We start from the raw sequence: 23,036 nt of genomic DNA, 5'->3' as shown, positions 1-23,036 counted from the left end.
TTTGATCCCTTCTGCCGCCGAAACGATCTGGATGGGCGTCCACGCCCGCGATGCCGCCGATGTGCCCGGCGAGACCGTCCCGGGGGGCGTGGTGATGTTCGCCCGCAACCTCGACCCGGACCCCGTCACGGGCCCGGCCCGCTGCCATGCCCTCCTCCGGGACCTCCAGCTCCGCTGGGGGCGCGAGGTGCCGCTGGCCATGGCCATCGACCAGGAGGGGGGCCCCGTCTCGCGGCTGCTGTGCTGGGTCGGGGAGACGCCGTCGTTCCGGCGCATCTGGACCGTCTCCGGCAGGGAGGGCGCCCGGGCCTGGGGCCGCCTCTGGGGCGAGGGGCTCGCGCTCCTCGGCTTCAACATCGACTTCGCGCCGCTGGTGGACCTCCACGACGGCATTCCCGGCACGGGGCTCGGGGACCGCCGCGCCTCCGCGGATCCCGTCGAGGCCGCCCAGGCCGCAGAGGCCTTCCTGGAGGGGCTGGAATCCACGGGCGTCAAGGGCTGCCTCAAGCACTTCCCGGGCCTGGGGGGCACGAAGGTGGACAGCCACCGCGCCCTGCCCGAGCTCTCGGACCCGGAGGCCATCCTGCGGGCCCTGGAGCCCTTCCGCGCCCTGGCGCGCCCCGATCGCCTGACCATGGTGGGCCACGTGCGCACGCCCTGGAGCGGGGACCTGCCCGCGAGCCTCCACCGGGGCCACGTGGCGGGCAATCCCTGGGGCATCCCCGGGGCCTGGGTGACGGACGACATGGAGATGGGCGGCGTCGGGGGCTTCCCCTGGCCCGAGCGCATCCGCCTGGCCATCGAGGCCGGCCACCTGGCCCTGCTGGTGTGCCAGACGCCGGAGGCCCTCGAGGCCTCGGTGGCGGCCCTGCGCACGCTCCCCCCGGAGGCGGTGGAGGCCGCGGTGCAGGCCGGCCGCGCCTACCGCCGGACCCTCGCGGAGCCCGCCGGGACTCCCTTCGATCAGCGCGCCTGGGAAGCCTGGGTGGCCCGAGTGCGGCAGGCCGCTGTCTAGAGAAAGGCGCGAACAATGGGTTTCAGGCTTCTCGACTACGTCATCGTGATCGTCTACCTCCTGGGGGTGACCCTCGCGGGCATCCTGATCTCGGGCCGCCAGCGGTCCTCCCGGGACTACTTCCTGGGCGGCAAGGAGATGTCCTGGTGGTCCGTGGGCTTTTCCATCGTCGCGAGCGAGACGAGCACCCTGACCTTCATCAGCATCCCCGGCCTGGCCTTCAAGGGGAACATGCACTTCCTCCAGCTGGTGGCGGGCTACTTCATCGGCCGGCTCATCGTGAGCGCGGTCTTCATCCCGGCCTACTACCGCGGCGACCTGGAGACGGCCTACGACTTCCTGGGCAGGCGCTTCGGCCTCCCCCTGCGCAAGTTCACCTCGAGCGTGTTCATCGTGACCCGCGTGCTGGCTTCCGGGGTGCGGCTGTTCGCCACGGCCATCCCGGTGCACCTGATCACCGGGCTGGACTATCCCGCCAGCATCCTGCTCATCGGGGGCTTCACCCTCCTCTACACGTACCTGGGCGGCCTGAAGGCGGTGGTGGCCATGGACGTGGTGCAGCTCTTCATCTACCTGGGCGGGGCGGTGGCGGCCATGGTGCTCATCCTCCACCGGCTGCCCCACGGCTGGGCGGATGTGGCCGCCTTCGCCACCGCCAACGGCCAGGACAAGTTCGCCTTCATCAACACCGCCACGGGGGGATCCCTGCGGGGCTTCCTGGCCGCGCCCTACACCCTCCTGGGCGGCGTCCTGGGCGGCACCTTCCTGACCATGGCCTCCCACGGCACCGACCAGCTCCTGGTGCAGCGGCTCCTGGGCTGCCGCACCCGACGGGACTCCCAGAAGGCCCTGATGCTGGACGCGAGCTTCATCCTGCTCCAGTTCGGCTTCTTCCTGGTGCTGGGCCTGTGCCTCTACGCCTTCTACGGCGGGGTCACCTTCCAGCAGCTGGGCCTGGCCACCTCGGACGAGGTCTTCCCGAAGTTCATCGTGGAGAACCTCCCCACGGGCGTGGCGGGCCTCGTGGTGGCGGGGGTCCTGGCCTCGGCCATGGGCACCCTGTCATCGTCCATCAGCTCCCTGGCCTCGGCCACGTACCTGGACCTCTTCCAGCTCACCCCGCTGGCCCGGGGCCTGGACGCCAAGGGCGAGGTGCGATGGTCGCGGATCTTCACCCTGGTGTGGGGCGTCCTCCTCATCGGCGGCGCCATGCTCTTCACCGACACGAAGAACCCCGTGGTGGAGCTGGGCCTGAAGATCGCCTCGGTCACCTACGGCGGGCTCCTGGGGACCTTCTTCCTGGGCCTGTTCTTCCGCAGGACGAACCAGGCCGACGCCCTCACCGGGTTCGTGTGCGGGCTGCTGGCGATGGTGGGGGTGCTGGCCTTCACGCGGATCGACTTCACGTGGCACACCCTGATCGGGAGCGCCGTGACGATCCTGGTGGGGAACGGCTGCAGGGTGGCGCGGGGGTGGCTCGCGCCTGCCGTGCATGTGGAAGCCGGCCAGGGCTGATTTGTGGGGCTTCTCACCTCGATTTCCGGCAGAAGATCGAGACGGCGACGTAGCCCGTGAGGAGTCCGGGCAGAATGGATCCCATCCCGGCCCCGGTTTTCAGGCAGAGGACGAGGATGGCCATCGAACCCAGAATCAACCCAATTGCCCCGCGGGTGCGCGTCATGGGTACGGTTCTCCATGGAACTGGCCAGGACTCGGAGGTTCACATGACGTTCGGCGCCCGATGAATGGGAGAAGCCAGGGAGGAAGCGAGGTTCGAGGAATAGGTGGGGCCACCTCCGGAGGCGTGGGTCAGGCAATATCCCATCCCCCCGGCAAGAGCCCCACCGAGTGCCCCAGGTCTGGCTCCCTGGGGGCCACCCAATTGATAGCCTCGGAGGCCACCGCCGAGAGCCCCTCCGATCATCCGGTTCTCCAGATCCCTGCCAGAGAAGCTGGAGGGACGGGCGGGGCTGATCAAGGGGCGGCCGGATCCCATGGTTGCTGCAAACATCCCGCCGCGAACCTCCTGCGATTCGAGATCGGAAAGAGACCTCAACGCCTTGCCAATTCGCATGCCATCCTCCTCTCCTTGGTCAGGGAAGGTGGTGACACCTTCCTCAGATCAAAATGCGAAGGCCGGATTTGAAGTTTCCGGGACCTGAATGGACAGGGAGCCTTATTCGGCAGATTCGCATTCGCCAGCACGGTCCAAAAGAGGGACTTGTTGCGGACCGGCCCAAACCGGGCCTTCCATGTAGTTTGACTGGGTGGGCCGACCCTACGGATTAGCCTTTCGACCCACCACGCAAGGAACCGGCGCTCTGGAGTCGTGGACAAAAAGCTGAACGGTGCGCCCGGAAAGCCGGTGCGGGGAGGAAGGATGACATAGACAACCTGAAACCTCGCAATGGGACCCGGCGGGTAACCACCCCATTGTAATAGACCTCGATTCCCTGCTGCTGGACCACCTTGACCTTGGCCTTCCGCAACTCGTGGGCCAGGGCGTTCTCATACGCCTTTTCCACGAACCCATTGCCAAGTTCATTTGCAACCCTGAAGCAACTGCCGATGATCAGGCCGGTGAGCGGATCCTGGATGGCCATGCCGTGCCCCGATTTCTACGTGCCGACACACCCGTGATAGGTTCTGCCGGGGATGCACGGGGACTTTTGCAACAGATAGAGCAGTGCTCTATCTGTTGCAAAAGTGGGATGGAAAGGGATGAAAGAAGGGCAAAGGAACATCCGATCACCGCTCATGAGGCTCACCCTACGGCAGGTCAGATTGCCTCGGTTTTGTTACCACTTCAGAGCTCCTTGATAGGCAGCAGCGGCCTCCTTCCATCCTGGATTTTCGACAACTCCAAGATGCCTGAAGTCCACTGCTGCCGACTTGTTATCCGATGAATCCGGCGAACTCCGTCGAAGGGCCTTTCGCCGAAGGCGCCGAGGAAACCGAGGATCGCCGAGGAATAAGAGAAGATCTTTTCTCGGCGAACCTCGGCTCCTCGGCGCCTCGGCGATAGGCTTTTCGTTTCGAACTACCTTGGTGACGGGATCAGGACGGTCTACGACCACCCGTCCCAGGGCCCTTCTCAAGAGGAGGCCAAAGCGAGTGTGGGTCGAAGCCTTCACTCAATTCCGTGAAGAACAAAAAAAGGGAGCGGCATGGCCGCTCCCTTTCCTCCAACGGTGGCGTCGGGGATCAGAACCAGAACTTCACGCCGAACTGGGTGCGGCGGGGCAGCATGTAGGTCTGGGCATATCCGAAGGCGCCGCCGTTGGCGCTCTGGTTGTAGGAGGTGACGGTCTGCCGGTTGAAGACGTTGAACAGGTCCACGGTGGCCGAGAGGCCCATCCGCTTCTGCTGCCAGAAGGTCTGGGTGTAGCTGAGGTCCATCTGGTAGTGGGAGGGATTCACCCGTGAACCCGCGGGCTCCGCGTAGCGGGCGGTATCGCTGGTGCTGGAGGAACCGGTGGCGGTGATGAGGGCCTGGTAGACCTTGTAGTCGGTCCTCTGCCAGTGCTGCCCGGTCTGGTAGACGCCGTAGATGCCGAGCTTGCCGTTCCAGGGGAAGCTGTAGCTGCCGAAGAGCTTGACCTTGTGGCGCTGGTCGCCGGCGAGGTTGCCGTACTTGTTGTCCCAGATCTGGGTGCCCGCGCTGTCGGCGATGTTGGAGGAGCCGACGAAGACGTTGGCGTCGTTGGCGGAGCCGTTGGTGGAGTTGTCCTGGTCGAAGTTGCCGTAGTAGTGGCTCCAGGTGTAGGAGAGGCTCGCGAAGAGAGGGCCACGGGTCCACTCGGTCTCGGAGGACACTTCGTAGAACTTGGTGAAGGCGCCGTCGAGTTGGGCGATGACCGCGGAGGTGTTGCCGTTCATGGCCCCGCCGTTGGCGCCCAGGTTGCTGAGCTTCGTGGCGAGGTCGGGGATGTAGAGGGTGTGGGGGACGTCGGAGGGGGCGTTGTAGACGACCCGGGAGTTGTTGGGGGTGTCTTCCCAGAAATTGACGCTCTTGCGGTAGCGGGCGTAGAGGCGGGACGTGAGGCCGTGGCCGAAGTCCCGGGTCGTCCCGACCATGAACTCGTCAGTGTGGCGGGGCTTGAGTCCGTCCTGGTAAAGCTTGCCCTGGGACACGGCGTCCGCGCCCTGGCCGATCATGTGGCCCGTGGAATCGAAGTAGACGTTGATGGTGCCCACGAGGTTCCGGGCCCAGGATGACGCGCGGGGCAGGGAGGAGGTGGAGGGCACGTACCGCGCGTAGTTCGCGTAGATGGTGTCCTCCTTGTGGTAGTTCCAGGTCACGCCCAGGCGGGGCTGGAGCGTGTCGGCCCACTTGATCTCATGCTCGAGATATTTGGCTCCGGGGGCCAGCGAATAGCCGCCCGCCGTGGTGGAATCCGAGCGGATGCCCATGCCGTAGAGCTTGTCGTTGCTCACCAGCACACCGACGTTGAAGGTGAACTTTTCCCACCGGATCTTGTCGTTCACCTCGAAATTCTGGGATACATACTCTGAATGGATCTGCGGGGCGTGGCCGAGACCCTGCTGGTAGGGTGAAGCCACGTAGGCGTAGACCAGGCCCACGCCGCTGATCGCAGTGGTGGGGATCTTCACGTTTGTGGGGTTGGTGGCGATGGAGCCCCAGCCGTTGGAAACGCGGTAGAGATCCTCCATCTCCTTCCAGTACTGGTAGCCGACATGCAGATCGTGGGTGACGGCGGAGCCGTACGTGCCGTCCCAGGCCAGCTGGTAGTTCTTGCGGAAGAAATTGTCTGTGTTGATGGAGGCCGCGGAGCCGACACTGCCGCCGCCGACGAAGCCCGCCGCGGTGGTTGGGGTCCCGGCGGGGGCGTTGGCCCCGGGGTACCCGTAGCGGTTGATGAGGGCGATAAGGGTCGCATTGGACCCCGCTTGGGCCACGGTGGGGATGGAGAGATTGCCCTGGGTGTCCAGGTTGTTGACGTCGAGCACGGAACTGCCGTCCAGGGCCGGCTTGGCGCCGGAGAAGGTGTTCGGGTGGTCCTGGGTGTAGAGGGCGAAGTTCGTGTATTTGAAGTTCAGGAAGTTGTTGGGCGTGACGGACCAGGAGGCTTCGAGGGTGGTGATGTAGGTATTCGAATCACCCCCGTTGGCCACGGACGGCGGCGAGAAGGAGCCGATGCTGGTGTTGTGCTCGGTGTGCTCGGAACGGCGGTGGCTGACATGGAGGAGGAGGTTGCTGAGGGGAGAATAGGTGAGCTTGCCGAAATACTCCTTATGGTCGGTGCTGAATTCGGGAACCGGGCCGTACAGGTTGGAACCGTTCTTTCGGGTGTCCTTCGGCTGATAGAAGGACGCGAAGAAGAACAGGCGTTCCTTGATGATGGGCCCGCCAACGCTGGCGATGGCATAGGTCGAGTTGGTCTCGAACGCCTGGGTGCTGCCCGCGGGACGGCGGGCAACCATGCTCGACGGCACTGCGATGTAGGAGAGTTCGCCGGCGAAGGTGTTGGTGCCGGACTTGCTGATTGTGTTCATCGTGAAGCCTGCGGACCGGTTGAAATCGGTGGCCGAGGCGCCGCCCTTGGTGATGGCGACCTGGTCGATGTCGTAGGAGGCGGTTCCCGCTCCCAGGCCGATCGACCCATACATGGGAAGGTTGATGTTGACGCCGTCCATGAGGTGGACGTTGTCCTGGCCGCTGCCGCCCGCGTTGGGATCGCGAGTGCCCTGGCTGGTCAAGGCGACCCCCGGGATGAGCTTGAGGATGTCGCGGTAGCCCTGCCCCACCGGCATGGCGGAAAGCACGTCGGAGCCGATGAAGGTCTTCAATTCGGCCGAGGACGGGTCGACCTGGCTGACCTGGCCCACCACTTCCACGACCGTGGACTGCACGGCGGCCTCGTTCATCACCACGTTGATGGTGGAGGTCTGCTGGAGGGCCACGGAGACCTTGCGCTTTTCCGTGGTGCGGGTCGGGTGGGTGAAGGTGAGGTTGTACTCGCCCGGAGGCAGGAAGGGCAGCCGGTACTCGCCGAGTTCGCTGGTGACCACCCTGCGGCCCTGGGGCAGGACGTTGCCGCTGACATCCACGTGAATGCCCGCCAGGGCCTTCCCGTTCTTCGCGGTCACCTTGCCGAAGATCGAACCCACCTGCTGCGCGGAGGCGGGTAGTGCGACGATTACGAGCGCAAAAGCTCCAAGTTGCCGAAGTTTCATAGAGTTCTCCACGGCTGGGAGGGCGGATCGCCCCCGGGTGATACATGACGTTTTTTAGGTGTTCTGACCTGGAGTATACCGCTCCCGGCCCCAATGGCTACTGCAATTACACGGCTTCGTCACATTTCTGTCACGATCCCGCGACAGGTGGGGAAAGGCGTATTTTGCCAACCGGGAATGAGTGTTCGCTAGTTGACCTGGGCGGCCACGGGGCCTTCAACCCTGCCGTGGACGACCGCGCCCGCAAGGTTCAGAATTCCGCCCGTGCCGGGCCGGTAGAGGAGAATGGCGCCGCGGTAGCCGGGCCTCGCCACGGCACTGTCCCCCAGGCCGCGGACGGCGGCCGCGAGCCTGGCCTCGGTGGCTTCGGCGAGGCCGCGCGCGTGCAGGTCGGCCCGCAGCGCGGGCCAGTCGGAGGGCCCCAGGGGCCAGGGCACGGCCAGCATGCCGCTGGCGTCCAGCTCGGTGAGGCCCAGGGCGTACGACAGGTCCCCCAGGTCCTGGAGGGCGGGTTCGCGCCGCGGGGCGTCCCCCCGGAAGGGGCCCTGCACCACGAAGGAGAGGTCCGCGGTGAACGGAGCCAGCCCGCGTCCCTCGGCCAGCCTGACGTTGCGCACGACGAGGGTGGCGATGGCGTCCCGGGTGTTCAGGGGGATCTTCGGGTAGTCGGCGAGGTCCAGGGCGTCCAGGGAGCCGTCGGCGAATGCGGAAAGCGAGCCCAGGAGGGCCACGAAATTGAGTCTTACGAGGCGCTCGGCCTCGTTGGGCCCGGACCAGCCCCCGGTCTCGATGAGGAGGGTGGCGGTGCCCCAGCGGGTCATGGAGTCGCCGAAGGCGCGGGGGGTGTAGTCCATGTCGTAGCGGCCCACGCGGCCGGGGGCGAAGGGGGTGACGAGCTGCTGGACCTTCACGGCGAGGCGCCGGGTCAGGCGCGTGCCGGGCGTGTCGGTGAAGGCCTCGTCCCCGGGCACCGAGAGGAGGGAGATGGCCACCTGGCGGCCCCCGGCGCCCGCCTTGACCAGGGGGTTCTGGTTGTGGAGGTTGTAGCCGAGCATGGGCCGGGTGCGGTCCCGCACCGCCTTGAGGAGGCGTCCTTCCGGCGAGGAGAGGCGCAGGGCGTCGCGGTTGATGTCGATCTCCTGGGCGTTCCGGCGCTGGGAGCGCTCGGCGCCGTCGGGGTTCAGCATCGGGATGATCCAGAGGCTGACCCTCGAGAGGAAGTGCTGGACCTCGGGTTCGTCGCGGTTCATGCCAAGCCAGTTCATGAGGTCCAGGAGGGAGGAGGTGGCGGTGGGCTCGTCGCCGTGCATCTGCGACCAGAGGAGCACGCCCCTGGGGCCGGTGCCCGCGCGAAGCACCTGGATCCTGCGGCCCTCGGCGCTCAGGCCCTCCTCCACGACCGTGAAGAGCCCCGGATGCCGGGTCTGGAGGGCCGCCAGGGCGACCTGGAGGCCCGCGTGCCTGAGGGCCCACGGATCCGCCGGGGACACGCGCGCCTGGGGCCACTGGTCCCACAGCGCCTGCGCGGACCAGGGGGCCGCGGCCGCCAGGGAGCAGGCCAGGGTCAGGAGGGCGAGGAGGGGCCTCATCACCGGACCGCGGGTTCGAGCATCGTGATCGTCCCGCGCGCGGCGTCGATCTCCGCCTGGACGCCCACGGGCACCATGAACTTGTTCTCGATGTGCCCGATCATCGCGCCTGCCCAGGCGGGGACCTTCAGCGGACGGATGTGGTCGTTCAGCACCTCCTCCATGGACAGGGAGCCGTGCCCGTCGCCCGGGTCGCACTTGGTGCAGTTGCCGAAGACGAAGCCCGAGATGCGGTCCAGGATTCCGGCCAGCCGGAGCTGGGTCAGCATGCGGTCGATGCGGTAGATGTGCTCGTTGGTGTCCTCCAGGAAGAGGATCGCGCCGGTGAAGTCGGGCACGTAGGAGGAGCCCAGCATGGCGGCCAGGACCGTCAGGTTCCCCCCCAGGAGGCGCCCGCGGGCGGTCCCCGGGGTGATGGTGTGGATCCGGTCCCGGGTCTGCACGAGGCTGTCCCCCGTGATTTTGGGGTTCTCCATGACGACGGCCTCGGCCTTGAAGAGCACGCGGCGCAGCCAGTCCACGGAGTAGGCGTTCCACACCGAGGCCCCCACGGGGCCGTGGAAGGTCACCAGGCCGGTCTTCGCGTGCACGGCGTTGAGCAGGGCCGTGATGTCGCTGTAGCCGAGGAGGATCTTGGGGTGGAGGGCGATGGACCGGTAGTCGATGAGGGGGAGGATGCGGTTGCAGCCCCAGCCGCCGCGCACGCAGAGGATGGCGTCCACCGTGTCGTCGGCGAACATGGCGTTGACGTCGGCGGCGCGGTCCTCGTCCCTGCCGGCGAGGTAGCCGTAGCGGTCCAGGACGTGCCTGCCGACCTTGGACTTGAGGCCCAGGGCGGCGAGGGCCTCCTGGATGAAGGTGATCTCGTCGGACTGCCACGTGGCGCCGGCGGGGCTGACGAGGCCAACGGTCTGGCCCAGGGCGAGGCGCCGGGCCCTGAAGGTCCCCGGCTTGGAGGTCTGGGCCGCCAGGAGACCGGGCGCGAAGGGGACCGCCGCAGCCGCGAGAAGGGACGACTGCAGGAAGGAACGGCGATTCTGGGTCATGGCTGCCTTTCTGGTCTCCGCGAGACGCCGCGAGTCCCCAGCGCCTCCGCGTTCATTCCAATTCTTGACTTGGTGGAAATGGTAATCCAACGCCCGGGCGTCCAGGCCGTTCCAAGAGAAGAAATAAACGCGGAGATGCAGAGGACTCGAGGCGGATCGCGAGGAAAAGATTTTTTTAAGCGATGGCGTCCACGATGGCGTTGAGGGTGGGGCTGGGGCGCATGGCCCGGGAGGTCTTCTCGAAGTCCGGGTGGTAGTAGCCGCCCATGTCCACGGGGCTGCCCTGGGCCGCGATCAGTTCCCCGTTGATCTTCGCCTCGTTGGCCTGCAGCTGCGCGGCGACCTTGGCGAAGCGGGCCTGGAGGTCGGCGTCCTTCGTCTGGGCGGCGAGGGCCTCGGCCCAGTAGAGGGCCAGGTAGAAGTGGCTGCCTCGGTTGTCGATCTGGCCGACCTTGCGGGCGGGGTTGCGGTTGTTGTCGAGGAACTTGGCGTTGGCCTGGTCCAGGGTCTCGGCCAGGAGGAGCGCCTTGGCGTTCTTGAACGTCGCGCCCAGGTGCTCCAGGGAGACGCCGATGGCCAGGAACTCGCCCAGGGAGTCCCAGCGCAGGTAGCCCTCCTGCTGGAACTGCTGGACGTGCTTGGGGGCCGAGCCGCCCGCGCCCGTCTCGAAGAGGCCGCCGCCGGCCAGCAGGGGCACGATGGAGAGCATCTTCGAGCTGGTGCCCAGCTCCAGGATGGGGAACAGGTCGGTGAGGTAGTCCCGCAGGGCGTTGCCGGTGACCGAGATGGTGTCCTTGCCGGCGCGGGTGCGGGGCAGGGTGAAGCGCATGGCTTCCACGGGGCTCAGGATGTGGATCTCCAGGCCGGCGGTGTCGTGGTCCTTCAGGTAGCGGTCCACCTTGGCGATGAGCTGGGCGTCGTGGGCGCGGTTCCGGTCCAGCCAGAAGACCGCGGGGGCCCCGGTGGCCCGGGCGCGGCTCACGGCCAGGCGCACCCAGTCCCGGATGGGCAGGTCCTTGGTCTGGCACCCGCGCCAGATGTCGCCCTTCTCGACGGCGTGCTGGAGCAGCACGGCGCCGGAGGCGTCCACCAGCCGGATGACGCCGTCGGCGGGGGCCTTGAAGGTCTTGTCGTGGGAGCCGTACTCCTCGGCCTTCTGGGCCATGAGGCCGACGTTGGAGACGCTGCCCATGGTGGCCGGGTCGAACTGCCCGTTGCGGCGGCAGTCCTCGATGGCCTCCTGGTAGAAGGTGGAGTAGCAGCGGTCGGGGATGACGCACTTCACGTCCTGGAGCCTGCCGTCGGGGCCCCACATCTTGCCGGAATCCCGGATCACCACCGGCATGGAGGCGTCGATGATGACGTCGTTGCTGGCGTGCAGGTTGGTGATGCCCTTGTCGGAATCCACCATGGCCAGGGCCGGGCGGGAGGCGTAGACGGCCTTGATGTCGGCCTCCACGGCGGCGCGCTGGGCTTCGGGCAGCTTGGCGAGCTTGGCGTGAAGGTCGCCCAGGCCCAGGTCGGGGTTGATGCCCAGCTCCGCGAAGAGGGCGGCGTGCTTCTGGAAGACGTCCGCGAAGAAGACGGAGACGAAGTGCCCGAAGATCACCGGATCGGAGATCTTCATCATGGTGGCCTTGAGGTGCACGGAGAACAGGACGCCCTCCTTCCTCGCGGCCTCGATCTGCTCGGCGATGAAGGCGCGCAGGGCCTTCACGCTCAGGAACGCGCCGTCGACGACCTCGCCCTCCTGGAGGAAGAGCCTCTCCTTGAGGATCTTCACGGCGCCGTCGGCGTCCACGAACTCGATGCGCGCGTTGCCGGCCTTGGCGACGGTGACGGACTTCTCGCTGCCGTAGAAGTCGCCGGCGTCCATGTGGGCCACGTGGGCCTTCGAGTCGGGGCTCCAGGCGCCCATGCGGTGGGGGTGCTTCTGGGCGTAGCGCTTGACGGAGAGGGCCACGCGGCGGTCGGAGTTGCCTTCCCGGAGCACGGGGTTGACGGCGCTGCCGAGGACCTTGGAATAGCGGGCCTGGATGGCCTTCTCGGCCTCGCTCGCGGGGGCCTCGGGGTAGTCGGGGATGGCGAAGCCCTGGCCCTGCAGCTCCTTGATGGCGGCCTTCAGCTGGGGGATCGAGGCGCTGATGTTGGGCAGCTTGATGATGTTGGCGTGGGGCAGCTGGGTGAGCTCGCCCAGGTAGCTGAGCTCGTCGCGCACCCGCTGGCCCTCGGCCAGGTTCTCCGGGAAGGCCGCCAGGATCCGGCCCGCCACCGAGATGTCCCGGGTCTCCACGACCACTCCCGCCGCCTTGGTGAAGGCGTTGACGATGGGAAGCAGGGAGTAGGTGGCCAGGGCGGGGGCCTCGTCGATGCCCGTCCAGATGATCTTTCCAGTTTCCGCGCTCATAGTACCTCGTCTCGGGACCCAGTCGTTTGGGTGAATCCAACATGATAGAACAGATTGTCCGGGCGTTCCTTTCTGTTCCCTTCCGGTCAGCTGCCTTCGCGCACCACGACGTAGGAGACGGTGGTGGCCACCAGGGCCGGCACCACGAGGGCCGCCTGGCCCGTGGTCTCGGCCAGGAAGACCACGGGCACCAGGAGGCTCTCGTTGGTGGCGCCCGCCATGGCGGCGCCTCCCACGAGGGTCAGGTAGCCCTGGGTGCCCAGGTGGAGGAACCCGTCGAAGGCCGTGCCCAGGGCGCAGCCCATGGTCAGGGAGGGCAGCCAGAGGCCGCCGATGCCGCCCCCCGCGAAGGTGAGGGCCGTGGCGGCCAGCTTGAGGACCAGGTAGGCCGTGGCGTGGCCGGGCAGGGTCCCTCCCTGGAGCAGGGCCTTGATCAGCTCGAGGCCCCCGCCCTGGGTGACGGGCAGGTCGTGGAACAGCAGATGCCCGGGCAGCGCCAGGAGGCAGAGCCCCGTGCCCGCGGCCAGCCCGCGCCACAGCAGGGGCGACCGCCCAAGCAGGGCGTCCAGGGCCTTGCGGACCCGCAGGTAGAGGGTCGCGGCCAGGCCGCACAGGAGGCCCAGGCCCAGGGCCCAGGCCAGCTCCCGGGCCCGGAGGGGCAGCATGCCCCGGGGCAGCGGAAGGAGGGGCTCGTAGCCCATGAGACCGGAGAAGACCACGTAGCCCGACGCCGCCGACACGAGGCAGGGGATGAGGGACTCGGCGGCGAGGTGGCCGTGGTGCTCGGCGGCCATGAGGGCGCCCGAGAGCGGGGCCCGGAAGACCGCCGCCAGGGCCGAGGCCGCCCCGGCCCGGGCCATGACCAGGGGGGGGCGGGCCAGGCGCCTCACGACGCCCAGGTAGTTGGCCGAGGTCCTCAGCACCCGGTGGTACTGGAGGCCCATGGCCGCCCCGAACCACTTTCCGGGCCCCTCGATGCCGGCGCTGCCGCCGAACCCGATGGTCAGGGCGCAGCCCACCACCTTGCCCAGGGACCGCAGGAAGGGGAAGGCCTGGTAGGGGTCCGTGCGGGCCAGGTCCAGGTCCCGCGCCAGGGAGACCTCACCGAGCCGGGTGAGGCGCAGCCAGGCCGTGGTCAGGAAGAGACCCGCGGCCGGGAGGAGGAGGGTGAGCCGGGTGCGGCCCCCCAGGTGCTGGATCCACGGCTCGAAGCGCTCCAGGCAGAACAGGGCCAGGGCCACCAGGAGCCCCACCGCCGCGCCCAGGGGCAGCATCACCCCGACGATGTGGCGGGTGTGGGCCAGGAACCTCAGCCGGGTGGTGCGGGTGGGAAGCAGGATGCGTGCTTTGGAAAGAACCATGAAGACGGGTCCCGGGCCCGTCAGTCCAGGATATCAAGAGTCGAGGCGGGGGGCTGGCCCGGCACCGGCTCCTTCTCCCCGTGGGGGCCGTAGCCCGTGAGGGGCGAGCTGCCGGCTCCGTGCTGGTCCTTTTCCCGGGTGGGTTCGGGATGGGTGGAGGAGGTCACGGCCGGGACGTCCAGCCTGCGGAAGGGGAAATGGAACTCCCAGAGCGCGTCCAGCTCGGAGGCGTTGACCCCGGCGGGGGTCCTCACGAAGCCGCCGCCCAGGAGCGTGGCCGTGGCGCCGGGGGGAAGGCCGCTGAGGAGGGTGGAGACGTCCGCTCCGGAGCGCATGGCGGTGAGGACGGTCTGCTGGGCCACGGCGGCCTGCTCCACCTGGGCGGCGATGTCCTCCGCGTTCAGGTCGAGGGTGTCCGCTGACGCGGGGGTGGCGGCGGCCGTGATGGCCGTGAGGGCGACGTCGAAGGCGGGGGTCGCCGCGGGGGAGGCGGCGGCCGGGTCCGTGGCGGTCACGGCCTGGCTGACCGTCGTCTGGGTCAGGGGGAGGGTGGTGGTTGTGATGGCCGTAATGTCCATGGTGCGGCCTTCCTGCCTTCTCATCGGCAAAAACATCCCATCCGTTAGGGTGGCCGCCCGGATTCTACCAATCTCTTTCAGAAGGTGAAACCGACTTCGTCCAGCAGCACGACCCCCCGGTCGGTCCGGTCGAACACGAACCGGATCTCCCTCAGGCCCCGGGGGTTCCAGGCGGGCTCGGCCTCCCTGAAGAGGGCAAGGGGCAGCTCGAAGGTCTGGAACACGGGCTCCCAGGCCTGTTTGAAGGCCGCCTTGTCGAGGGCTGCCCACTTGGTGAACCGCACCTTCACCACCGGCTGCAGGGGCCGGACGCGGCTCAGGGGGACCCGGGCCACGGTGCCGTCCGCGGCCACCAGCTCCACGGTGAGGTCGATGGGCTTCTTCGCCCCGGATGGCGGCTGGTCGGACGGGTCCTCGTCGGTATCAGCCAGGGAGAAGACCAGGCGTGCGGAGGCCGTCAGGTTCCAGTCCAGGGGCGGCAGGGCGATGGCGTAGGAGGGGACCTTCTCCCGGGTGCGGATCCAGCCAAGGGTCACGGCCTTGTCCTGGAAGGACCACTCGCCCCGGCCCTCCACGGTGCGCTCCCGCCACCGGGCCAGGTTCGAGCCTTTCTGCACGGCCCCGGGCAGGGTGGCGCGCGTGAGGTCCAGTCCCCCGTCGAAGGTGGAAACGGCCCGGAAGGTGGCGTCCTCGAACTGGTTGAGGAGCAGGACCCGGGGCAGCCAGGGCGCCGCCGTCGCGGGGTCCCGGAACATCGGCAGGTACTCCCGGTGCCCGTGGAGCGTGGCCTCCAGGAACCCGGAAAGGAAGACCTTGGCCACCCGCCGTTGGTCCTCTCCGGCCATGAGGGCTCCGGTGCCCAGGAACCAGGACAGGGGGGGATCCGCGTCATGCCGGCCCCAGGCGGTGTTGAACTGGCCGTGGTTGGCGCGGTAGACCCAGAGGGCCGCCTTGAAGCCGGGGCCTCCCGAAGGGAACCGGGCGCGCTTGTAGGGGCGGTAGCCCGCGAACATGGACACGTCGCTGTCGTGGCTGCCCTGCAGGACGAGGTAACTGACGTCCTCCAGGGGGATGGGCTGGCCGGAGGGTTCGTACTGGCCGTCGATGGGCGCGATGGCCGCCACCGCCTTGATGGAGAATCCGAAGGCGAAGGGCAGGGCCGCGTTCTCCGGGTCGCAGGGGAGCCGGTTGAAGGCCGCGGCCAGGGCCGCCGCCTCCCCGCCCCGGGAGTGGCCGACGAGGGCGACGTTGTCCAGGTCCACCTTGCCCTGGAAGGGGTTGCCCGCCTCGGCGTTCCAGCCGCGCCACGCCTCCAGGTGCTTGAGGAGGACCCAGGCCCGGGCCGCGTTCTCCTTGTCGATGCCGCCCTCCCAGGACCCGTTCAGGAAGTTCTCGTCCACGGAGACGAAAATGAAGCCCCGGGAGGCCAGGAGGTCCCCCAGGTACTGGTAGCCGCCATCGGAGAAGTTCTGGGCGGTGTGGTTGCCGTGCACGGCCAGCACGAGGGGGAAGGGGCCCTTGCCCTCGGGGTAGGTGACGCGCCCGTTCAGGGGGAAGGCCTCCTTGCCGAAGCCCCAGTACCTTTGCCGGATCCGCGCCTTGAGGCCCTTGAGGTCCGGCAGCAGCAGGGATGCGTCCACGGGCCGCGTCCTGAGGGCGGCCGCGGGCCCGAACTCCTTCCTGTGCCTGTCGGCGCCGCTGCCGTAGAAGAGCGTGGCGGTCTTCCAGAGGCCCGGGGCGCCGGGATCCGGCGCCTGGAGGGGCTCCGCCTCCCGGACCTGGGGCGGCGGCAGGAGGTAGGGGTCGGAACCCGGCCCTGCGAGCCGGAGCGCCAGCAGCGCGCCCAGCGCCAGGGTCGCCGCCGCCAGGGCCGCGGCCGCGCCCAGGTGTCCCCAGCCGGCCTGCCTCCCGCGCACGAGGACGGAGATCCCGCCGCCCAGGGCTCCGGCGGAAAGGATGGCCGTCGCGGCCAAGGCCAGCGCGAAGGGAAGGGGCACGTCCAGGACGGCCAGGATGGCCGTCATCGCCGCCAGGGAGCCCAGGGCTCCGAAACAGAACCGCCAGGGCCACGCCGCCGCCACGGCCCGCACGAGGACCACGATCCCGCCGGCCGCCAGCAGCGCGAAGGCGGCGGCCACGAGGCCCAGGACCCCATCGGGCACCCACCCCAGGCCCGTGCGGAGGGTCGTCCCCAGGAAGGCGCAGAAGGCGAGCATGGCCGCCATGGCCCCCAGGGCGAACCCCGGCCAGGCATGCCCCGCGAAGGCGGAGGCGCCGCCCCAGGCCGCCCGGATGGGCCGTTCGCACCACCTTTCCACCAGCAGCCTGAGCCGCCCCCCGGCAACGGGAGGCGGGTCGGGCGCCGGGACCGGCGGTTCCTCGATCAAGGCCTAGAACCCGGCCAGCGCCTCGGCCTCGGTGTCTTTCACCTCGAACACGGAATGCAGGCTGGTCATCTGCATGAGGTTGAAGATCCTGGAATTGAGCCCGCAGATGCGCAGCTCGCCCTTGCGGTTCTTGATGGAGGTGTAGCAGCCCACCAGCTCGCCCAGGCCCGAGGAATCCAGCACGGACACCTTGGTGAAATCGATGAGGATCTTCCGGTGCCCCTGCTCCAGGCACTGCCGCACGGCCTCGCCCAGCTCCTGGTCGCCGTCGCCAAGGGTGACCTTGCCCTGGGGGGCGATGATGTGCACGGCGTTGACATCACGTTCCTGGATCTTCATGCTGCCTCCTCCTTGAGATGAACGTTGCCTGACCATGAGGAATCCGGAGGGATCCGTCAAGGGGTTCGATGGAAAAATTCAGGTGAAGGACAGGCCCTTGCCCGGGTTCAGCCCCGGCCCCGACTCCAGGAACCGCAGGGCCGCCTCCCTTATCTCCGCGGGGGTCGCGGCCTTCTGGAGGCTGGAGTAGAACACGTGCCCGAACATGAAGTTCTTGGCGAAATAGTAGCTGAAGTCCATGAGCCGCCCGAAGGCGCGCTCCGGGGGCATATCCTCGAGGGTATAGCGGTAGAGGCGGTCCCACACCTCGGCGTGGTCGATCTCCCCCGTCGGCAGGCCCGCGAATTCGCGGAAGATCCAGGGCTTGACCACGGCGATGCGTCCCAGCATCAGGCCCGCGAGCGGTTCGAAGAAGGCCCGGTTCCGCTCGATGTCCAGGGGGGAGCAGATGTCCCCGTTGCCGATGACGGGCAGCCTTGTGCGGGCCGCGATCCAGGGGAACTCCTCCCACCGGGGGCGGCGCTTGAGCTTCTCGCCCGAAAAGCGCACGTGCACGGTCAGGGCGTTGACGCCCACGTCCTCGAAGAGCCGCACGCGCTCCAGGAAGCCTTCGCGCCAGTTCCCGGGGTCGTCCCCCAGACGGACCTTCACGGTCAGGGTGCCGGCATAGCTGCGGCGGATGCGCTCGAGCACGTCGCGGAGCCGGGGGAAGTCGGCGCAGAGGGCCACGCCCCAGCCGCTGGCCTTGACCTTGGGGGCGGGGCAGCCCAGGTTCAGGTCGATGGCCGCCGCGCCCAGCTCCGGGAGCTTGCGGATGACGGCCTCCAGGTCCTCGCGGCCCGATGCGCCGAACTGGTAGATGACGGGGCCCTCGCAGTCCCGGCGCTTCGTGAAGGAGGACTCCCGGGTCTTCTCCTGGAGGAAGGCCCCGGCCGACAGCATCTCGGTGAAGAGGGCGCCGTAGCCGCCGAAGTCCGACAGGAGGCGGCGGAAGGCGGAGTTGGTCACGCCCTCCATGGGCGCGAGGAAGAGGGCGGGGGCGAAGGTCCGGCCGTCGATGTCGATCCGCTCGAACACAGTCAGGCCTCCCCGCCGTGGCGCGTGAGGCTCGCCCAGGCGCCCAGCAGGGCCAGGGCGGCGCCTGCGTACATGGCCGCGCTGTATCCCCAGGCGAATGCGCCCGCGGCGGGGCCCGAGGCCTTGGCCAGCAGGAGGCGCCAGCCGCCGCTGCCCAGGCGGCTTGCGGCGATGCCGCCCAGGAAGGCCACCGAGAGCGCCTGGCCCGTGACGCGCATCGTGGCCAGGAAGGCGCTGGCCACCCCCAGCTGCGTGCGCGCCACGCTGCCCATGATCGCGCTGGTGTTGGGGGCGCTGAAGGCCGCCATGCCCAGGCCCACCACCGCCAGGGAGCCCACCACCTGGGCCAGGCCCGCGCTCCGCCCCAGGGAGCCCAGGAGGGTCATGCCCGCGGCCACCAGCACCATGCCCGAGGTGGCCAGGGTGCGCGAGCCCATTCGGTCGCTGAGCCGGCCCGCGAAGGGGCTCAGGAGGGTCATCATCACGGGCTGCCCCATGAGCACCCACCCGGCGACCCGGGCCGGGTGGCCCAGGACCAGCTGAAGCTGGACCGCGGTGAGCACGCTCACGGCGTAGAGGGCCATGTAGTTGAGCAGCGCGGCGAGGTTGGCCGCTGCGAAGAGCCGGTTCCTGCGCAGCAGGTCCAGGTCGATCAGCGGAGAGGCCACGCGCTTCTCCCAGGCCAGGAATCCCCAGAGGGCCAAGGGCGCGATGGCGAGGATCCCCCAGGTCTGCCGGGACCACAGCCCCCACGCCGACGAGAAGGTGAGTGGCACGATGAGGCTCACGAGCATCACGCCCATGAGGGCCGCGCCGCCCAGGTCCATCTTCGCGCCGCGCCCGTGCTGCGTCTCGACCCCGGGCAGCAGGTTCAGGCCCCAGACCAGCGTGAAGAGCCCGATGGGCAGGTTGATGAGGAAGATCCAGGGCCAGCCGAAGTGGTCCACCAGATACCCGCCCAGGGGCGGCCCCACGCTCAGGCCCGCGTACACGGCCATGACGTTGATGCCCAGGGCCCGCCCCCGCTCCCGGGCCGGGAAGGCGCTGGTGACGATGGCCGCGGAGGTGGCGCTGAGCAGGGCTCCGCCCACGCCCTGGAGGACGCGGCTGGCCACCAGGGTGGCGCCGTCGACGGAGGAGGCCGCGGCCGCAGAGCCCAGGGTGAAGATGACCAGGCCGGCCTGGTAGAACCGCACCTTGCCCCACTGGTCCGCCAGGCGCCCCAGGGGGATGAGGGTCACCGCCATGGCCAGGAGGTATGAGGCCTGCACCCACATGGACGCGGCGAAGCTGAGGTGCAGGGCCGGCCCCATGCGGGGCAGGGCCACGGACACGATGGACCCGTCCAGCGGCGCCATGAACGCCCCCACGGAGGTGAGGGCCAGAAGTGCCCAGCGGCGGGGGTTTTCCTGCTGTGTGTCCAAACGTCCTCCAGGGCCGGCCGCAAAAGCAGGCTGTGAAGCCATTATGGCCGGGCCCTGCCTCCGGGGAAGCCGCCGGATCCCGTCCGGGAGCGATATTCGAGGCTTCTCAAGGGATTCTCCGGACTGCGCCCGGGCGCGCCGAATCCCGGCTTGATTCCCGCACGCGCTCCAACTAGGCTAGCCCCCATGCAGCCTGGAGAGCCGAGCCGAACAGCCCTGGGAGCCGCGACCCACCGGGCCGTGCATCAGGTGCTGGAGAACGGGCGCATCTTCACGGATCCCCTGGCAGGGCGGATCCTGGGGCCGGAGGCGGCCTCAGCTGTCAGGCGGGCAGCGGGCGACGTCTCCCTGCGCCAGCTCAGGCTCTTCATCGCGGTGCGCACCCGGTTCGCGGAGGACGCCCTGCGCACCGCCTTCGCCCGCGGGGCCCGGCAGCTGGTGGTGCTGGGCGCGGGGCTGGACACCTACGCCTACCGCAACCCGCTGGGCGAGGAACTGGACATCTACGAGGTGGACCACCCCGCGACCCAGGACTGGAAGCGCCGGCTTCTGGCCGAGGCGGCCATCCCGGTGCCGGACAACCTCACCTACGTGCCGGTCGACTTCGAGCGGGAGACGCTGGAGGACGGCCTCACCCTGGAGGGCTTCGACCCCGGCAAGCGCACCTTCTTCACCTGGCTGGGCGTGGTGCCCTACCTGACCGAGGAGGCGGTGTTCTCCACCCTGGCCTTCATCGGGGCCCTGCCGGGGGGCGCCCAGGTGGTCTTCGACTACGGGAACCCGCCCGGGCAGGCTCCTGGCGCGGCGATGGAGTCCCTTGAGCGGCGCGTGGCCGCCGTGGGAGAGCATCTGCGGAGCCGCTTCGAGACCGACGAGCTGCACGCCAGGATGCGGGCCCTGGGCTTCCGCTCCATCGAGGACCTCGGCCCCGCCGGGATCCGGAACCGGTTCTTCGCGGGCCGAGGCGGCGCCCCTCTGGAGCGGGGCGGGCACATCCTGCTGGCGACCACGGGCTGAGGGGCGCCGGGGAATGGTATAGTTCTGCCAATCCATAGGGACAGCCCGTGATCCTAGCACCCAGCCTCCTGCTCCTGCTCTGCCTCCAGCCAGCGCCGCAGGCGTCCGCGGACCGGGCCGCCATCGCGGCCCGCCTCCAGACCCTGCGCGCGGCCAAGGACTGGGCCGCCATGGCCGATCTCATCGAGGCTCTCCCCGCCCCGGCGCGGGCCGAACTGAGCTACGCGTGGCTGGAGGCCCTCTCCAAGGCCTCCAGGTGGGACCGGCTCCTGGCGGTCACCGAGGAGCTGGCCCGCACGGGGACGGGGCCCTCAGGCCACTTCCTGGTGCGGTTCAAGGGGGCGGCCCTGTCCCACCTGGGCAGGCACAGGGAGGCCCTGGAGTGGTACCGGGAGGCGGGGAAGGGCGGGGACGTATCGGCCTGGATGGAGGCCGCCGACGAGGCCTCCGCCATCCCCGACTGGAAGGCCCTGCTGGAATGCGCCGAGGCCCTGGTCGACCGGTACCCCACCAACGGGGCCTACCTGGGCCTTCGCGGGGAGGCCCTGGCCAAGCTGGGCCGGTTCGCCGAGGCCGAGCCCGTCCTCGACGAGGCCGTCCACCTGGCGCCCAAGCGCGCCATGAGCTGGGCGGATCTTGCCTGCTGCATGAACGAACGGGCCGCTTACCCCGAAGCCCTGGAGGCCGCGGGCAGGGCGGTGGCCCTGGATCCCCGGCTCATCGAGGGGTGGTGCAACCGCGGGCGGGCCCAGATGGGGCTCAAGCGCTACAAGGAGGGCCGGGACGACTACGCCGCGGCCCTGGCCCTGGGCGCCAGGGATCCCGCCCTCGCGCGGAACCTGAAGATGAACATCGAAATGGCCGACAAGTACCTCGCCTACCGGGCCCCGAAGCCGGTGCAGGGCCGCCGGTGAGCCTTGCCGCGGCAGGCCTCCTGGCCCTGGCGGCGGCCGCCCTGCCGCCGGTGACGCCCACCTGGCACGAAGCCCGCAGCGCCCATTTCCGCTTCTTCACCAACGGCGGGGAGAAGGACGGTGCGGAGCGGGTGCGCGCCTTCGAGGCCCTTTACGGGATCCTCCGGAACACCACCCCGGATCTCCGGGTGCGCAGGCCCCAGGCAGGCCTCCAGCTGCCCTGTTTCGTCTACCTGTTCGGGTCGGTCGAGGGTTTCCGGTCCTTCAGCCGCACCCCCGACGAGGCCGGGTTCTTCGTCCAGCACCCCGACGGCGGCTACATCGCCCTGAATTCCGATTCCAGCCAGGGCACGGAGACGGCCTATCACGAGTACCTCCACCAGTACCTGGCGTTCAACCACCCCGGTGTCCCCTTGTGGCTGAACGAAGGACTGGCCTGCTTCTTCCAGACCCTGCGCCTGGAAGGGCAGGAGGTGGTCCTGGGCACCCCGCCGGCGGGCTATCTGCCGGCCCTCGCCGCCGGAGGCTGCTTTCCCGCCGCGCGCCTCCTGGCCCTGGATCCCGCTTCGCCCGAATACGCCCGGGGTCCGGAGCGTCAGCGGGTGTACGCCACGGTCTGGCTCCTGACGTCGTACCTCGTGACGACCGGGGAGGAGCGCCGGGCCAAGCTGGGCGCCTTCCTGGACCTGATCGGCGCGGGCCGGTCCGCCCAGGAGAGCTTCGAGCGGGCCTTCCAGTGCGCCCCGCAGGCCCTGGACCGGGAACTCGCCGACTACCTCGCCCTGTTGGCGCGCACGCGGCAGATCCATACCTGGACCCTCCAGTTCCGGCACCTCCAGGTGGACGCGGCCTTCACGTGGAACGAGCTCACCCCGTCCGAAACCCTGGCCAGGCTGGGCCTCCTGAGGCTCGCCCCCGGCCACGGCAGCCTGGAATCGGCGGCGGACCTTTTCCAGGCGGCCCTGGAGGCCGACCCCCGGTGCGCCACCGCCCGGTTCGGGCTGGGGCTGCTGGCCGCGCTGGACCCCGGCAGGGGCGACGCGGCCGGCAACTTCCGCCAGGCCTCCCTGGCCGAACCGGACAACGCCGTGTACCACTATTTCGCCGGCATGGCCCTGGGTGGCGGGGACGAGGCGCGGACCCACCTCCGGCGCTCCCTCCAGCTGGGCTGCCCCTTCCCGGACACCCTCCTGGCGCTGGCGCGGCTGGTGATGGCGGGAGGGGCCCCCCAGGAAGGGGAACTGGCCCTGCTGGAGGACGCCTGCCGGGCGCGGCCGGGCCAGTACGGGATGAAGTACAGCCTAGCCACGATCTACGCCCAGGCCTCCCACCCGGAACAGGCCAGGGCCCTCCTGCGGGAGGTGGCCGCCCAGACCCTGGAACCCCATCTGGCGCGGGCCGCGCAACTGGAGCTCGAGGTCCAGGTCCGGAAGGAGGTGGAACGCCTCGCCGCCCTGGGGATGGAGGCCTTCAGGGGAAAGCGCTATGGGGAGGCGGTGGCGCGGATGGAGGAGGCCCTCCGCGCGGCGCCGCCGGCCATGGTGAAGGACCTCCAGGAGAACCTGGACCGCATGCGGATCCTCATCGACCTGCGAAGCAGGCCGCGCCCACCCGTCCCCGGCCGGAAGGGCTGAGGGCCGCCGGCTGGCCCGTCGCCAATTATTACTAAAACAATAAGAAAATT

Annotated in this window: 17 protein-coding genes; 5 read left to right on the top strand and 12 right to left on the bottom strand. The window is 69.1% G+C overall.

Annotated features, from left to right (window positions below; all coding sequences use genetic code 11):
* Position 1 precedes the first annotated feature (1 nt).
* Positions 2-1,015: a glycoside hydrolase family 3 N-terminal domain-containing protein gene (locus tag RAH40_RS04180; RefSeq protein WP_306600823.1), complete on the top strand. Its 1,014-nt coding sequence runs from the start codon at positions 2-4 to the stop codon at positions 1,013-1,015.
* Positions 1,016-1,030: 15 nt separating this feature from the next.
* Entirely contained in the window at positions 1,031-2,530 is a 1,500-nt protein-coding gene (locus RAH40_RS04175) for a sodium:solute symporter (RefSeq protein ID WP_306600822.1), read from the top strand.
* Between the two features lie 13 nt (positions 2,531-2,543).
* Here the strand turns inward: RAH40_RS04175 and RAH40_RS04170 are convergent, their stop codons facing one another.
* The 12 genes from RAH40_RS04170 to RAH40_RS04115 all read right to left on the bottom strand — a co-directional run bounded on the left by RAH40_RS04170 (position 2,544) and on the right by RAH40_RS04115 (position 19,421).
* Positions 2,544-2,696, bottom strand: coding sequence for a hypothetical protein (locus RAH40_RS04170; RefSeq protein ID WP_306600821.1), 153 nt, complete (start codon positions 2,694-2,696; stop codon positions 2,544-2,546).
* A gap of 604 nt (positions 2,697-3,300) precedes the next feature.
* Positions 3,301-3,618, bottom strand: a complete 318-nt coding sequence (locus RAH40_RS04165; RefSeq protein ID WP_306600820.1) for a GxxExxY protein — start codon at positions 3,616-3,618, stop codon at positions 3,301-3,303.
* A gap of 601 nt (positions 3,619-4,219) precedes the next feature.
* Complete coding sequence (locus RAH40_RS04160; protein WP_306600819.1) at positions 4,220-7,147, bottom strand: TonB-dependent receptor; 2,928 nt, start codon at positions 7,145-7,147, stop codon at positions 4,220-4,222.
* A gap of 254 nt (positions 7,148-7,401) precedes the next feature.
* Positions 7,402-8,802 carry a M14 family zinc carboxypeptidase gene (locus tag RAH40_RS04155; RefSeq protein WP_306600818.1) on the bottom strand — a complete coding sequence of 467 codons (1,401 nt, stop codon included), beginning with the start codon at positions 8,800-8,802 and terminating at the stop codon, positions 7,402-7,404.
* Entirely contained in the window at positions 8,802-9,848 is a 1,047-nt protein-coding gene (locus RAH40_RS04150) for an LD-carboxypeptidase (protein WP_306600817.1), read from the bottom strand. Before RAH40_RS04150 ends, RAH40_RS04155 begins: the two co-directional genes overlap by 1 nt.
* 175 nt (positions 9,849-10,023) lie before the next feature.
* Positions 10,024-12,255, bottom strand: a complete 2,232-nt coding sequence (locus RAH40_RS04145) for an NADP-dependent isocitrate dehydrogenase (protein WP_306600816.1) — start codon at positions 12,253-12,255, stop codon at positions 10,024-10,026.
* Between the two features lie 86 nt (positions 12,256-12,341).
* The gene (locus RAH40_RS04140) at positions 12,342-13,616 is read right to left on the bottom strand and encodes a chloride channel protein (protein ID WP_306600815.1); all 1,275 of its coding nucleotides are present in this window, start codon (positions 13,614-13,616) and stop codon (positions 12,342-12,344) included.
* Positions 13,617-13,636: 20 nt separating this feature from the next.
* On the bottom strand, positions 13,637-14,194 hold the full coding sequence (locus RAH40_RS04135; RefSeq protein ID WP_306600814.1) for a hypothetical protein: 558 nt from the start codon (positions 14,192-14,194) through the stop codon (positions 13,637-13,639).
* A gap of 77 nt (positions 14,195-14,271) precedes the next feature.
* Positions 14,272-16,581 (bottom strand): hypothetical protein, encoded by a 2,310-nt coding sequence (locus RAH40_RS04130; RefSeq protein WP_306600813.1) that lies wholly within the window; start codon positions 16,579-16,581, stop codon positions 14,272-14,274.
* 3 nt (positions 16,582-16,584) lie between these two features.
* Positions 16,585-16,920, bottom strand: a complete 336-nt coding sequence (locus RAH40_RS04125; protein ID WP_306600812.1) for an STAS domain-containing protein — start codon at positions 16,918-16,920, stop codon at positions 16,585-16,587.
* 78 nt (positions 16,921-16,998) lie between these two features.
* Positions 16,999-17,997, bottom strand: a complete 999-nt coding sequence (locus RAH40_RS04120) for a tRNA-dihydrouridine synthase family protein (protein WP_306600811.1) — start codon at positions 17,995-17,997, stop codon at positions 16,999-17,001.
* A gap of 2 nt (positions 17,998-17,999) precedes the next feature.
* Complete coding sequence (locus RAH40_RS04115; protein ID WP_306600810.1) at positions 18,000-19,421, bottom strand: MFS transporter; 1,422 nt, start codon at positions 19,419-19,421, stop codon at positions 18,000-18,002.
* A 186-nt stretch (positions 19,422-19,607) separates the two neighbouring features.
* On the opposite strand from RAH40_RS04115, the gene RAH40_RS04110 reads away from it, so the two are divergent.
* Genes RAH40_RS04110 through RAH40_RS04100 form a run of 3 tightly spaced genes read left to right on the top strand, consistent with a single transcriptional unit; the run spans position 19,608 to position 22,986 of the window.
* The gene (locus RAH40_RS04110; RefSeq protein ID WP_306600809.1) at positions 19,608-20,438 is read left to right on the top strand and encodes an SAM-dependent methyltransferase; all 831 of its coding nucleotides are present in this window, start codon (positions 19,608-19,610) and stop codon (positions 20,436-20,438) included.
* A gap of 47 nt (positions 20,439-20,485) precedes the next feature.
* Positions 20,486-21,352 carry a tetratricopeptide repeat protein gene (locus tag RAH40_RS04105; protein ID WP_306600808.1) on the top strand — a complete coding sequence of 289 codons (867 nt, stop codon included), beginning with the start codon at positions 20,486-20,488 and terminating at the stop codon, positions 21,350-21,352.
* Positions 21,349-22,986, top strand: a complete 1,638-nt coding sequence (locus RAH40_RS04100) for a hypothetical protein (protein WP_306600807.1) — start codon at positions 21,349-21,351, stop codon at positions 22,984-22,986. The genes RAH40_RS04105 and RAH40_RS04100 overlap by 4 nt, the downstream gene beginning before the upstream one ends.
* Positions 22,987-23,036 lie beyond the last annotated feature (50 nt).

It is taken from the genome of Geothrix sp. 21YS21S-2 (assembly GCF_030846775.1).
Classification (GTDB): Bacteria; Acidobacteriota; Holophagae; order Holophagales; family Holophagaceae; genus Mesoterricola.
Note: the sequence above shows the minus strand (reverse complement) of the source record. Positions and strands in the feature narration are given on the sequence as shown.